Origin of the sequence: Pedobacter endophyticus (assembly GCF_015679185.1) — a bacterium.
GTDB classification, from domain to species: domain Bacteria; phylum Bacteroidota; class Bacteroidia; order Sphingobacteriales; family Sphingobacteriaceae; genus Pedobacter; species Pedobacter endophyticus.
Window position 1 is genome coordinate 1,337,292 of sequence record NZ_CP064939.1, and the last position, 13,806, is coordinate 1,351,097.

The 13,806-nt window shown below is 42.9% G+C and carries 15 protein-coding genes, 1 tRNA gene and 1 riboswitch; of the genes, 14 read left to right on the plus strand and 2 right to left on the minus strand.

What is annotated here, in order from left to right:
- The first annotated feature begins 86 nt into the window (after positions 1 to 86).
- The 14 genes from IZT61_RS05340 (at position 87) to IZT61_RS05405 (ending at position 12,014) form a co-directional block, all read left to right on the plus strand.
- Entirely contained in the window at positions 87 to 1,187 is a 1,101-nt protein-coding gene (locus IZT61_RS05340) for an XdhC family protein (protein WP_196100148.1), read from the plus strand.
- A gap of 1 nt (position 1,188) precedes the next feature.
- Positions 1,189 to 1,788, plus strand: a complete 600-nt coding sequence (locus IZT61_RS05345) for a nucleotidyltransferase family protein (RefSeq protein WP_196100149.1) — start codon at positions 1,189 to 1,191, stop codon at positions 1,786 to 1,788.
- Complete coding sequence (moaA, locus tag IZT61_RS05350) at positions 1,781 to 2,761, plus strand: GTP 3',8-cyclase MoaA (RefSeq protein WP_196100150.1); 981 nt, start codon at positions 1,781 to 1,783, stop codon at positions 2,759 to 2,761. Before IZT61_RS05345 ends, moaA begins: the two co-directional genes overlap by 8 nt.
- Positions 2,762 to 2,769: 8 nt before the next feature.
- Positions 2,770 to 3,945: a molybdopterin molybdotransferase MoeA gene (locus tag IZT61_RS05355; protein ID WP_196100151.1), complete on the plus strand. Its 1,176-nt coding sequence runs from the start codon at positions 2,770 to 2,772 to the stop codon at positions 3,943 to 3,945.
- Positions 3,946 to 4,049: 104 nt separating this feature from the next.
- Positions 4,050 to 4,283, plus strand: coding sequence for a MoaD/ThiS family protein (locus IZT61_RS05360; protein WP_196100152.1), 234 nt, complete (start codon positions 4,050 to 4,052; stop codon positions 4,281 to 4,283).
- 9 nt (positions 4,284 to 4,292) lie between these two features.
- Entirely contained in the window at positions 4,293 to 5,399 is a 1,107-nt protein-coding gene (locus IZT61_RS05365) for a ThiF family adenylyltransferase (protein WP_196100153.1), read from the plus strand.
- Complete coding sequence (locus IZT61_RS05370) at positions 5,399 to 5,845, plus strand: molybdenum cofactor biosynthesis protein MoaE (RefSeq protein WP_196100154.1); 447 nt, start codon at positions 5,399 to 5,401, stop codon at positions 5,843 to 5,845. The genes IZT61_RS05365 and IZT61_RS05370 overlap by 1 nt, the downstream gene beginning before the upstream one ends.
- 224 nt (positions 5,846 to 6,069) lie before the next feature.
- Entirely contained in the window at positions 6,070 to 6,975 is a 906-nt protein-coding gene (gene moaCB / locus IZT61_RS05375) for a bifunctional molybdenum cofactor biosynthesis protein MoaC/MoaB (RefSeq protein WP_196100155.1), read from the plus strand.
- A 110-nt stretch (positions 6,976 to 7,085) separates the two neighbouring features.
- Positions 7,086 to 7,496, plus strand: coding sequence for an SRPBCC family protein (locus IZT61_RS05380; RefSeq protein ID WP_196100156.1), 411 nt, complete (start codon positions 7,086 to 7,088; stop codon positions 7,494 to 7,496).
- A 1,315-nt stretch (positions 7,497 to 8,811) separates the two neighbouring features.
- Positions 8,812 to 8,912, plus strand: a riboswitch (TPP riboswitch).
- Positions 8,913 to 9,003: 91 nt separating this feature from the next.
- Positions 9,004 to 9,720, plus strand: a complete 717-nt coding sequence (locus IZT61_RS05385; RefSeq protein ID WP_196100157.1) for a class I SAM-dependent methyltransferase — start codon at positions 9,004 to 9,006, stop codon at positions 9,718 to 9,720.
- 1 nt (position 9,721) lies between these two features.
- Positions 9,722 to 10,771, plus strand: a complete 1,050-nt coding sequence (locus IZT61_RS05390; protein WP_196100158.1) for an AIR synthase family protein — start codon at positions 9,722 to 9,724, stop codon at positions 10,769 to 10,771.
- Entirely contained in the window at positions 10,762 to 11,412 is a 651-nt protein-coding gene (locus IZT61_RS05395; RefSeq protein WP_196100159.1) for a thiamine phosphate synthase, read from the plus strand. Before IZT61_RS05390 ends, IZT61_RS05395 begins: the two co-directional genes overlap by 10 nt.
- An 11-nt stretch (positions 11,413 to 11,423) precedes the next feature.
- The gene (locus IZT61_RS05400; protein WP_196100160.1) at positions 11,424 to 11,687 is read left to right on the plus strand and encodes a Trm112 family protein; all 264 of its coding nucleotides are present in this window, start codon (positions 11,424 to 11,426) and stop codon (positions 11,685 to 11,687) included.
- A 156-nt stretch (positions 11,688 to 11,843) separates the two neighbouring features.
- Entirely contained in the window at positions 11,844 to 12,014 is a 171-nt protein-coding gene (locus IZT61_RS05405; protein WP_196100161.1) for a hypothetical protein, read from the plus strand.
- 454 nt (positions 12,015 to 12,468) lie between these two features.
- On the opposite strand, the gene IZT61_RS05410 is transcribed toward IZT61_RS05405, so the two are convergent.
- Together IZT61_RS05410 and IZT61_RS05415 are read right to left on the minus strand one after the other, a co-directional pair.
- Positions 12,469 to 13,227 (minus strand): hypothetical protein, encoded by a 759-nt coding sequence (locus IZT61_RS05410; protein WP_196100162.1) that lies wholly within the window; start codon positions 13,225 to 13,227, stop codon positions 12,469 to 12,471.
- A 297-nt stretch (positions 13,228 to 13,524) separates the two neighbouring features.
- Positions 13,525 to 13,598 (minus strand) — tRNA-Ile (locus tag IZT61_RS05415).
- Positions 13,599 to 13,806: the final 208 nt, after the last annotated feature.

A 13,806-nucleotide genomic window follows, 5' to 3' on the forward strand; every position in this document is an offset into this window, starting at 1 on the left:
ACCGATTGGGAGATAGGCAAAATCTTTATGACAAGACCCGAAGCTTGGTTGAGATTAGTAAATTGCAAAAAATAATGTGTGGGTAAATGAAAGAGATCAGAGATATTTTGATTCGCTACGAAGCGGCATCCAAAGCGGGAAAAAAATCGGCCTTGGCTACAGTTGTAAAGGTAGAAGGTTCTTCGTACCGAAGAGCGGGTGCGCGAATGCTGGTTACCGAAGATGGTCAGTTAACAGGAGCAATTAGCGGCGGCTGCCTGGAAGGCGATGCATTGCGAAAGGCGTTAACGGCAATTTTGCAACAAGAGAATAAGCTCATCACTTATGATACCACTGATGAGGATGATGCAAAATTTGGCATCCAATTGGGATGTAACGGCATTGTACACATTTTGTTCGAACCGGTTAGCCCCGAGATGGAGTTAAATCCGATTAAGCTCCTTGAATTGCTGCAACAAAAGCGAGAAAATGCGGTGCTCGTTACACTCTTCTCTCACTCGAACAAGAACCAATTGGGAACCACACTGCTTTATCGGAAAGATGAAACCTATGCCAAATCCGCATCTGGTTTCGATAAACTGATACAGGGCGATATTGTAGCTGCGTTTGAAAACGAAATGTCTGCTTTTAAGCCTTACGAAAACGAAACCGAGGCTTTTATCGAGTTTATTCCACCTCCCCTCTCGCTAATTGTTGCCGGTGCTGGCAACGATGCCCAGCCATTGGTTAATATTGCCTCTATTTTGGGTTGGGAGATTACCGTTGTTGATGGCCGGCCGACCCATGCCAACAGTTTACGTTTCCCTAACGCACACCGAATAATTATGCAGAAGGCCGAAAACGTGTTGCCGCATTTATCAATCGACAATAGAACCGCATGCGTGTTGATGACGCATAACTACAATTACGATTCGACGCTCTTAAACGACCTGCTAAAAACAAATATCCGCTATATAGGCGCCCTGGGACCGAAAAAGAAGTTAAATAAAATGCTCGACGAATTAAACAAAGGCACTAGCGAAGCCTTTAAAAATTTGTACGGACCTGTTGGGCTGGATATTGGCGCAGAAACTGCTGAGGAAATCGCCGTTTCTATTGCTGCAGAAATTAAAATGGTTTTTACCGGGGGCACGGCACAATCGCTCAGGAAAAAAAAACAACCGATACATTTACATGTTGTAGAGTAAGATGGTACAAACCGGAATTGTTATTTTGGCAGCGGGCAGCTCCTCTCGTTTAGGAAAACCCAAGCAGCTTTTAGCTATTGATGGCAAAACACTTTTGCAAAGGGTTTGCGATGCTGCAACAGCCGCTCAACTGGCGCCAATTGTTGTGGTGCTTGGCGCTAATGCCGATAAAATATTACCGCAGGATAATGATAGCCAAATTAACTTTGTTGTTAACAGCAATTGGGCACAAGGCATGTCATCGAGCATAACGGCGGGTTTAAAAAGGATAGCGGCGCACGAAAGCCAAGTAAAAAGCGTAATAATATCGGTTTGCGATCAACCCTATATCAGTTCGGAGCTATTTACATCGTTAATTAATAAACACAACGAAACAAAAAAGGGCATTATAGCCAGCCAATATGGAGGTACTATTGGTACGCCAGTGTTGTTTGCCCGTAAGTATTTTGAAGATTTGATGCTGTTAACAGGTGAGAATGGTGCCAAGGGGCTGATAACCATGCAGGCTACCGATTTGGCAACAATAAGTTTTGAGCAGGGAAATATTGATATTGATACCGAAAGCGATTATCAATCGCTATTAAATAAACAACATGATTAAAGATTCTTTTGGTCGAGTACATGATTATTTGCGAATATCGCTAACCGATAACTGCAATTTTCGCTGTTTTTATTGCATGCCCGAGGAGGAGTACGACTTTACGCCCGCTTCGAGATTGATGCAGACCGACGAAATTATAAAAATTGCGACCCTGTTTGTGGCCCAGGGGGTAAAAAAAATCAGGCTAACGGGTGGCGAGCCCCTGGTGAGAAAAGACGCTGCCGCCATTATTACTGCCCTCGGAAAACTCCCCGTAGAATTGGTGATCACCACTAATGGAACACGAATTGCAGAAATGCTCCCTACTTTGATTGAGGCAAATATAAAAACCGTAAACATTAGCCTCGATACCCTGCAGCCCGAAAAGTTTATGTTAATTACCCGCCGCGATGTATTTCATCAGGTGAGAAGCAACATCGAATTACTGCTTCAGCACAAAATTGCGGTTAAGATAAACATGGTGGTTATGAAAGGCTTAAACGACAACGAAATTGTCGATTTTATAGCATGGACGAAGCACAACCCGATACAGGTAAGGTTTATCGAATTTATGCCCTTTACCGGCAACAAGTGGACAAGCAATAAAATGTTTTCGCTGGATGAAATTTTAGCTGTTGTAGCACGCGAATATACCCTGCTGCCTGTAGCGGCCGAGCCGAACGATACGGCGAAGCACTTTATGATTCCGGGGCATGAAGGTTCGTTTGCCGTAATTAGCACCATGACCGCTCCTTTTTGCAGTACTTGCAACAGAATGCGCTTAACTGCCGATGGAAAACTGAAGAATTGTCTTTTCTCGCAAGGTGAAACCGATTTATTAACGCCTTTAAGAAATAATCAGGAAATTTTACCGCTGATAGAAGCTTCTATCTGGAGCAAGGCCAAAGAACTTGGCGGACAACTCGGCAGTCACTTTGAGAAATTAGATGCCGAGTTGATAACTAACAGAAGTATGATCACCATTGGAGGCTAATTTAGACAATGATTACCGTAAATGAAGCAAAGCAACTTGTTGAAAATAACGTTTTACCATTACCTTTAAAAAGAGTACCTATTGCCGAGGCTGCCGGGCGCACTTTGGCGAGTAATGTGTACGCCATTTGCCATATTCCCGCATTTGCGCAGTCATCAATGGATGGCTATGCCTTAAAATTTAGCGATAAGGATCAGCCCCTTGACGTGAACGGAGAAATGGCGGCGGGTACAGCTGTAAAAATCAAGATTAACAGCGGTGAAACGGCCCGGATTTTTACCGGAGCGCCTTTGCCCGATGGCGCCGATACGGTGGTGATGCAAGAAAAGGTTACCATCATCGGCAACAAAATAAAAATCGAAGACGAAAAACTAACTCAGGGCTCAAACGTGAGAAACATGGGCGCCGAAATTAAAGCGGGCGAACTTGCAATGGAGGCCGGGAGTTTTCTTTCGCCCGCAGCGATAGGCTTTTTAGCCGGAATAGGCATTGCCGAAGTCGATGTTTTCCCAGCACCCAAACTTGCCATTATTGTAACCGGAAAGGAATTGCAAACACCCGGGAAGGATTTGGCTTTCGGCCAGGTGTACGAATCCAATTCCTTTTCGTTAACAGCGGCATTAAAGAACGAAGGCATTAATGAGATTGAGGTTTTCTCGGCAGATGATGATTTACAAGCACTGCAAAACGTGCTCGAAAAGGCGTTGGCCGCAAATGATGTGGTTCTCCTTACCGGTGGCGTTAGCGTTGGCGACTACGATTTTGTTTTAGAGGCTTCAGCATTGTGTAATGTGAAACAGATCTTTCATAAGGTAAAGCAAAAGCCCGGGAAACCGCTGTTCTTCGGCACAAAAGACGGCAAAGTGGTTTTTGGCTTACCCGGCAACCCTTCGTCCGTATTAAACTGTTATTATAATTACGTTGTGCCCGCATTAAAGTTATTGAGCCAGCAAGAAAGCAAGATAACAGAAATTGAAGCTACGCTTGCCGCCGATTATGAAAAGCCTGCCGGGTTAACACATTTTTTAAAAGCAACCTATACCCGGGGGCTAGCAACACCGCTAACGGCTCAGGAATCTTTCCGGTTAAGTTCGTTTGCACAGGCCAATTGTCTGATCATTCTTGAACAAGATCGAAGCCATTTTAAAAAAGGAGAATCGATTAAAGTTGTTCTTATTAATTAGAATTTGCTTGCGTTTTTCTGCGAGCGCCCTATTTAAAGGCCAGTTGTTACGTTGAAACCGGCTTGCCATTTTTGTATAATTTATTTTAGAGCTACATTTACAACATGCAGATACAATTGGTCACTTTCGGCAAAATCACCGAAATTATTCCCACCCAGCAATTCAAAGTCGGTACAATTTCGGATACCGATGGTTTGAGGGCGCTGCTTCAAGAAACATTCCCAGCATTGGGCCAAATGAAGTATGCTTTGGCTGTAAACAAAAAGCTGGTTCAGGCGAATATTGAATTTGCAGAAGATGCAGTTATTGCAATTATGCCACCCTTTTCTGGCGGATAAGCTAAACAAATGGAAACTGAACGCTACAGCAGGCAAATTATTTTAAAAGGTTTTGGGCTTTCGGCACAACAGAAGCTTTCGCAGGCAACAGTGCTCGTTATCGGGGCTGGTGGCTTAGGTTGTCCTGCCCTCCAATACCTTGCAGCAGCGGGCGTAGGGCATATCGGCATTATCGACGATGATACCGTATCGTTAAGTAACCTGCACCGCCAAATCTTATTCAGCACGGCTGATATTGATACTTTTAAGGCAGAAACTGCCAAACGGAAGTTGCAAGCACTAAACCCTGACATTAGCGTTGTAAGTTATACACAGCGCTTAAATCAAAATAACATCCTCGAGCTACTGGGCCGCTATGATTATATCGTAGATGCAACCGATAACTTTGAAAGCAGGTACCTCATTAATGATGCTTGCGCATTGCTGCAAAAGCCCTTGATATTTGCAGCAGTTTCGGGTTACGAAGGGCAGTTGGCGGTATTTAATGTGTTGCACGATGGACAAACGACCAACTACCGCGACTTGTTTCCCATCCCGCCGGCTCAGGGTGAAATACCCAATTGTGCCGAAAATGGTGTGCTGGGCGTTTTGGCTGGCACAATCGGCACCATGCAGGCATCAGAAGTAATCAAACTGATTACTGGCATTGGAAAACCGCTTATCAACTCGCTTTTAACTTACAATATGCTTGATCATCAGCTTTACGAAGTTGCCCTTTCTCCCGCAAGGGGAACCTATAAACTCCCGGCAACGGAAAATGAATTTCTAAAAATGAATTACGATTACACCAACGAAACACAAACGCATACGTTTATAGAGATCGACACCGATAAAATGGATGCGCTGATTGAAGCAGGCTCAACACTGCTTATTGATGTTCGGGAGGCACATGAGTCTCCGGCATTAGATCCAACGAAATACCAAAAGGCACCTATGTCGTCCTTTAATCAGTTTCTTAGCGGTGATGTTGAAGCAAAAAACCTCGTTCTGATTTGTCAACACGGAATCAGGAGCATAACAGCAGCCGAGGCACTGAAAGATAAATACCAAACAACAAAAAATATATTCAGTCTTAAAGGCGGCATAGCGAGATACAGACACTATTTTAAGAATTAATGATGGGCGATAAAAAGATCAAAAACATATTTGTTGATGGAGCAATACCAACGGCGCTAATAGCCGATAGCATTGCAAAGCACAGCAGTAAAACGGATATCGGCGGGCACAGTATTTTTTTGGGGCAAATTAGAGCCGATAAAGTCGATGGAAAAGTAGTATCAGCCATTGAATACACCGCTTACCAGGAATTGGCGCTCGAAAAAATGCATGCGATCCGCGAAGAAATTTTTGGTAAATATCCTTTAACCTGCATGCACATTTACCACAGTTTAGGCACCGTTAAAACCGGCGAAATTTGTCTGTTCGTTTTCACTTCATCAGCCCACCGCAAACCAGCAATAGCAGCCTGCGAGGAAATTGTAGAACGATTGAAAGCCGAACTGCCTATTTGGGGCAAAGAAATTTTTGATGACAGCACGCATCAATGGAAAGAGAATATTTAAGTTGGAGTTACTAACATCTATTTTCTAAAAAATATAAATGACATTAAAATTTGTAATATAAATCTGCGACCACATCGGCCCATAAAGAACGTAACTTTTATGTAGCCTATGCATCCATGTGGTCAATTTTAAGATTGCGCACTAATATAGCTGACACCTACAACAGAACACACATTGATGTGCTTTGACTATCTGCCATCAGCAGAATTAACACTTAAAAAAACATGGTAAATATCACCCATAAATCAAATACATTACGCATTGCTGTTGCAACCGCCACAATAACCGTATCGAAGCCAGAAACTATCGCGGCAATTGAGCAGCGAAAAGTACCCAAAGGTGATGTTTTTGAGTTTGCACGGGCCGCTGGTTTATTGGGCGTAAAAAAAACCAGCGATGTAATTCCCGATTGCCATCCGCTACCTGTAGAGTTTACCGCCATTACCTACCATATTGAAAATTTAAGCATCATTATTTCCGTTGAGGTTCACACCATCTATAAAACAGGCGTTGAGGTTGAGGCCATGCATGGGGCATCAGTAACCGCATTAACCATGTACGATATGCTTAAGCCAATTGATAAGGGCGTGGAAATATCGGCTATCAAACTCCTTAAAAAATCGGGAGGCAAAACCGATTTCAAAGTAAACGATTACCAACACATCAAGGCGGGTGTAGTGGTTTGCTCCGATTCTATTTCAGCGGGCAACGGAGAAGACAGATCGGGTAAAAGTATCATTTCTAAATTGGAGCAATACGGCATCGAAACACTCGCTTACGATATTATCGAAGATGATTTTGATCTCATTCAACAAAAAACAAAGCAGCTTGCCGCCAAAGTACAGTTATTGATTTTTACAGGCGGTACGGGCCTTTCTCCTCGTGATGTTACCGTAGATGCCGTTTCGCCACTGATCGAAAAAACAATTGACGGCATCATGGAAACGGCGAGAAGATACGGACAAGACCGGATGCCTTTTGCCATGTTATCGCGTGGTGTTGCCGGATTGATCGGCCAAACGTTAGTGCTCACCCTGCCGGGATCAGCAAAAGGTGCTGCCGAAAGCATAGACGCTATCTTTCCGCAGGTTTTACACTTGTTTAAGGTGATGGAAGGCGGCAGACACTAACCTGCCAATAATTTGAACGTTGTTATTTGCACCCGTATTTTGTCGCGATTAACCATTTTAGGTTGGTAAACATCCGCCTATCTTTATCGTATAATCTAAACATAAAACACATGGAAAAAATAACAGTAGAATCGACCATTAATGCACCGATAGAAAAAGTTTGGCAGTTTTGGAGCTCACCAGAACACATTAAAAACTGGACTTTTGCCTCGAGCGACTGGCATGTTCCCGCTGCAGAAAACGACTTAAGGACAGATGGGAAATTTAAAACCACCATGGCCGCAAAAGATGGCAGCGTTGGTTTCGATTTCGAGGGTTTTTATACCGCTGTAGAAACGCATAAATTAATTGCCTATACCTTAAATGACGGAAGAACCGTAACGATAACTTTTAATGGCGACGACAAACAGACAAAGCTTACGGAAACCTTCGACCCTGAAACCGAAAACTCGATAGAAATGCAACAAAACGGCTGGCAATCTATTTTAGATAATTTCAAAAAATATACTGAGGAAAATTAGGCTCCATTTTTTGTCATGCTAAGTTTAAATTTACTGCGTAAAATCAATATGAACGACGTCGTTTTTGAGAAGAGTCCTCCTAAGAAGGGTCGTCATTTCGAGCGCAGCCGAGAACCACGAAGTGCTCAGCGAAGCTAAATCTTTATCGCTTGGGGATCCTTCGTGCCTCAGGATGACAGCACCTGTTTTGTCAGGCTGAGTTTAAATTTACTGCGTAAAATCAATATGAATGACGTCGTTTTTGAGAAGAATCCTCCTAAGAACGGTCGTCATTTCGAGCGCAGCCGAGAACCACGAAGTGCTCAGCGAAGCTAAATCTTTATCGCTTGGGGATCCTTCGTGCCTCAGGATGACAGCACCCTGTTTTGTCAGGCTGAGTTTAAATTTACTGCGTAAAATCAATATGAATGACGTCGTTTTTGAGAAGAATCCTCCTAAGAAGGGTCGTCATTTCGAGCGCAGCCGAGAACCACGAAGTGCTCAGCGAAGCTAAATCTTTATCGTTTGGAGATCCTTCGTGCATCAGGATGACAGCACCTGTTTTGTCAGGCTGAGTTTAAATTTACTGCGTAAAATCAATATGAATGACCTCGTTTTTGCGAAGAATCCTCCTAAGAACGGTCGTCATTTCGAGCGCAGCCGAGAACCACGAAGTGCTCAGCGAAGCTAAATCTTTATCGCTTGGGGATCCTTCGTGCCTCAGGATGACAGCACCTGTTTTGTCAGGCTGAGTTTAAATTACTGTGTAAAATCAATATGAATGACGTCGTTTTTGAGAAGAATTCTCCTAAGAACGGTCGTCATTTCGAGCGCAGCCGAGAACCACGAAGTGCTCAGCGAAGCTAAATCTTTATCGCTTGGGGATCCTTCGTGCCTCAGGATGACAGCACCTGTTTTGTCAGGCTGAGTTTAAATTTACTGCGTAAAATCAATATGAATGACGTCGTTTTTGAGAAGAATCCTCCTAAGAAGGGTCGTCATCCTTCCCGAAACTTCGGGAGGGATCTTAATGCACAATAAATTGGGCGCCGAGCATTACGATTCCCGCCTGCGCGGGAATGACGGCGCAAAAAACGAGATGTGTCCACACGATAGGAAGTATCGGGACATGCGTTGCACTACCACTGACGTTTTTATGCATTTCGCTGTTTTATAAGGCTATACATGAAACGGTCGTCATCCTTCCCGAAACTTCGGGAGGGATGACGACCGCCTTAAAAACGTTACTTGATATTGATTTTTTGTTAAAAATTCCCCCTCAGAATGACAGCAGAGTTTTTAATTAGGCATTTTATATAAAATCTATATATTTGTTAATTGTTGCACGGGGTGCTTTTAATAAAATTAAAGGCTGAGACGAATACCCGCGAACCTGACACGGATAATACCGGCGTAGGGATGCACCGACTCGATATAATTGCGGCTATTCGGCTGTTTAAATATTAGTCAATGTTCTCCATTACGGCGATCCGGTAATGGCGGCAAGACTCATTAAATATTTAAACAAATGCAGTTAGAAAAAAAGAGTTTCAACAGTCTATCTCAAAACCTTGTAAACTGGCAGGGGCGAAAAGAATGGTTTTTCAACCGGGAACACACCGATACTTACGAACAGTGGTACGAAGGACGTTACAAACGGGCCGAAGTATGGCAAAAAAAGGTGATGGCCCAATTGGTTGGCAAAGATAAAAGCATACAGGAGCTTTTAGAATTTGGCTGTGGCACCACCCGCTTTACCCGATGGTGGAAAGAGTTGGGCATTGAAGCCACGGGCGGCGACTTATCTCCTTTTATGCTTGGTCAGGCTGTGCACCTTTTTGATGGCGACCTGGTTAACGCCGATTCGCACTACATGCCCTTTAAGGATAACACTTTTGATGCGGTAGCCTTTATCACCACTTTTGAATACTATCGGGATCCCGTTCAGGTAATTAGAGAAGCCGCCCGGGTGGGCAAAAGGGGCATTGCTTTTGGCATGATGAACCGAAATTCGCCAAAGGTACTTCGCAGGCGTGTGCAGCAACTATTTGGCAAAAATCCATTTTATGTAACCGCTACTTTTTATACGCCACAACTATTGATCGCTAAAATTGATGAAGCACTAAGCGGCCGGCAATACAGCATCGAATGGACATGTACGGGCTTGCCTAAATGGTTTCCGGTTCAGCAATGGAGTTTGCCAATCGGCGATTTTTTTGGTCTGTATGTAAAAATTCTCGATTAATATGGCCTCAGGAAAACTCAGCAATGAAGGTTTTGAGAAAATCATCCTGCAAAATTGTGGCCATCACCGCACTGAAGTTCGTCGCGGCCCCGCTTTCGGTGTCGATGTCTCCGTTATCGATCTTCCCGGAGGACTGGCAATGGCCATGACCAGCGATCCGCTGTCGCTTATCCCCTCTTTAGGTTTGCAAGAATCGGCCTGGCTATCGGTACATTTAATGGCCAACGACATGGGCACAACGGGTTTTGCACCAATGTATGCGCAAATGGTTTTAAACCTGCCCGCTTCACTCAGCGAAGCCGATTTAGTTACCTATTGGAGTTTCGTGCATCAGTATTGCAGCGAAATTGGCGTAGCCATAACCGGCGGGCACACCGGCAGAATTGAAGGGCAGAACTCAACAATTGCCGGCGGTGGCACCATGCTGCTTACCGCACCTGCAGAAAGTATTTTGCTAAGCTGTAATGCCAGCGAAGGCGATGTTATCGTTGTAACAAAAAGTTGCGCCATTTCCTCTTCCGCAATTCTGGCAATGAGCTTCCCCCAAACGGTCATCAACAAACTGGGGCGGGCCACTTATGCCGATGCCTGTAGCTTGTTTTATCAAACATCGAGCCTACCGGAAGCGCTTTTGGCAATAAATACCGACGGCCGGGCAAGCGCTGTTACCGCCATGCATGATGTGACCGAGGGCGGCGTTTTGGGCGCTGTATATGAAATGGCCGTGGCCTCGGGAAAGGGTGTGCAGATTGATGATGACCTTATTCCCATTAGCCATGTAGCTGCCAAGGTATGCGCTTTGTTCGGCCTCGATCCGCGGTTTTCAATAGGCGCCGGAAGCATGGTAATGGCCGTAAAAAGCACACTCGCCCCTGCCTTTATCGAAAAAATGCGGAGCAGGCACATTGAGGCCGCCATTATTGGCAAACTTACGGCAAAAGAAAGTGGCCATACGCTCATTACAAACGGAGAAGCGACTGAATTACCCTACTATCCAAACGATGCTTATTGGGGCGCATTCTATAATGCTCAAAAAAACGAATGGAAATGACAGAAGCACAAAAAAAGACCATCAGCGGGGGCATTTACCTGGTGATCGATCCAAGTATGGCGCTAAATGTATTGCTTCCGAAGCTTGATGCAGCTATTGCAGGCGGCGTACAAGTAGTGCAAATATGGAATAACTGGCCCGATGAAAGCAATAAGCTTTTACTTGTTACTGCAATAGCCGAGCGCTGTAAGCCTCGTGCAATACCATTACTGATAAACGAAGAATGGCATTTGCTTACCGAAACAACTGATTTAGACGGCGTACATTTTGACAGCGAGCCTGCTGATATTTTGTCAATTAAAAAGAGCGTAAACAGGCCGATAATTATGGGTATTACCTGCTCGGGCGATCTTGATACCGTGCGGTGGGCAGATGAAAACGAGCTCGATTATATTTCTTTTTGCTCCATGTTCCCGTCCGCCAGTGCCGGAAGTTGCGATTTGGTGATGCCTGAAACGGTACAGACGGCAAAAAACTTAACACAGATTCCGCTTTTTGTATCGGGAGGGATAACGCCACAGAATGCGCTTATCTTGAAGCAGCAGATTCCATTTGATGGTATTGCGGTAATTTCTGGACTACTGAATGCCGATGATCCAAAAACTCAGGCGCAAGCCTACCTAACAGCCTTAAACAGTTAAAGAGAAAGATTATGAGAACAAAAACAATTGAAAAACTATGCTGCCCATTCGATAAACAAGACCTTAAACTGGAGGTTTTTGTGAAAGATACTGACCAAAACATATTAGAAGGGATGCTTAGCTGTTGCAGTTGTGATAGAAAATATCCTATTGTGCACGGCGTTCCGATAATGGCGCCGGATGAATACCGCCAGAAGGAGCTCGAGCAACCAATTATTGAACAGTGGAAACTTGAGTTCGCCCCTGAAAGCAACCGCCAGTTACCCGAAATTTGACACACTCGGGTGAGCTTCGTTAGACCGACCGGAAAGTAAGACCAATGTAAAGATCTGCTATTATGCTGATGCACAAGGCGAACCAATGTAACTATGTGAATAGATACGCGCAAAAGTGAAGTGAAGTACTTATATTTAATCTAAATCAAAAATGTTATGGCAAATCCTAACAGAAGTGAAAAGGAGCCAACCGTTACAGAAATAACTAATGAGTTGGTAAAAAAATCCCAGGAACTTAGAGAAAAGCACCAGAGAACGCAGGAAGTATTTAATAAGCTTAAGGAAAGAACTGAACGGTTTTTAACTTCTGATAAAGCGATTAAATAACACCATCAGATTCTTGTGAGCGTTGATTTAAATCGGAAAGGGAGTACTTTATAATAATGCCCGACATAATGACGGGCAATAAAAAAATGCTATTTCCCGACAAAATGCTTGGTTTAAATAAATGCATGCTTTAATTTATTGGAAATTCTTATCTTCAACTTCCAGGTTCCGTCCTTCTTTTGGTCCTTTAGGAAAATAACAGTTGAAACAGTTGCCATATTTTACTAACTTTTCAATGTAAAACTCAGCAAAAAACATTGTAAAACTCGCATAAAAATCTTTTAAGATGTCCTTTCTTCGATTCCTAAAAGGCACAAAAAAGCCCTCCAGAGTATCTGAAAGGCTATTTTTATTTTGTGGGCCCAGCTGGGCTCGAACCAGCGACCAAAAAATTAGTGAGGTAACTTACTATTAACTGCAAGGCAAAATTGGGCCAAAACTGTTTCCCATAAAACTAATGAACATTTTTATTGTTAAAATCTTGAATTGTTTTATAAAGGAAAAAAAGGTTATCATCTAAATCGCTTACTTCTCGAATCTCACCATTAATGTCATAATCAATTCGTTTATTTCCTATTTGGCGAATTCGGCCATTAATATCATAATCAACCCGATCATCTCCTATTTGGCGAACACGATTATTAATATCATAGTCTATGCGTTTATCGCCGATTTGACGAACACGGCCATCGATATCATAATCAATTCGATCATCTCCTATTTGGCGAACACGATTATTAATATCATAGTCTATGCGCTTATCTCCAATTTGGCGAACACGGTCATTGATGTCATAATCAACCCGGTCATCTCCTATTTGGCGAACACGATTATTAATATCATAGTCTATGCGTTTATCTCCGATTTGACGAACACGGCCATTGATATCATAATCCACCCGATCATTTCCTATTTGCCGAACACGATTATTAATATCATATTCTATGCGTTTATCTCCGATTTGACGAACACGACCATTGATATCATAATCAATTACTAAACCGTCAATATCACTCAGTAGACCGTTCGGGTCATGTTTCACTGATTTATCGCTTTGAAGCGTACCTTTTGAGTCTAATCGTACATTCAAGCCTTCCTTTTGAACGATAAAAATATAATTTTTATCTTTCCCTAAAAGGTCAAGATTAATTTCTTGTGAATAAACAGTACCCGAAAAAATAAAAATAGAAAATAAAAAAATAATGGTTTTCATAAGCATTAACTAAAGTGACCCATTGCTCGCCAATGATAATGAAATATAACTAATTTTTTTAAGATCATCATCAGACCAAACAGATATGTTCGTTAACTTTTCCTCAAAGTCAGATGTATTGGCTTTTTTCCGGCTGTACAACAACGCCAAGCGCTTTGAGAAAGCTGTTTTATGAGAAAGCTTTTTGTTTCGGGGATAATGATGATTAACCTTTCCGTATTTAAACTTAAAAAGTTTCAGAACAATTACATCAACCGCAAACAACAAAAAAACCCTCCAGTATTACTGAAGGGTTTGTGGGCCCAGCTGGGCTCGAACCAGCGACCAAAAGATTATGAGTCTTCTACTCTAACCAACTGAGCTATAGGCCCCGGAAAAACTTTCGTTTTTGCGAGTGCAATGTTACAAATTTGAATTCAATTTTCGAAAATGTTTTTTGCTAAATTTCACAAAAGTTTGAGTTAAAGTCATTTTGAAATGTTCAACAAAAAAATCAGTGTATAATAATCCAATTTCCTCAACTCACCTGTCTCACTCCTATTTAGCACATAAGCCTTGTATCTAAAAGAAAATGTTGAT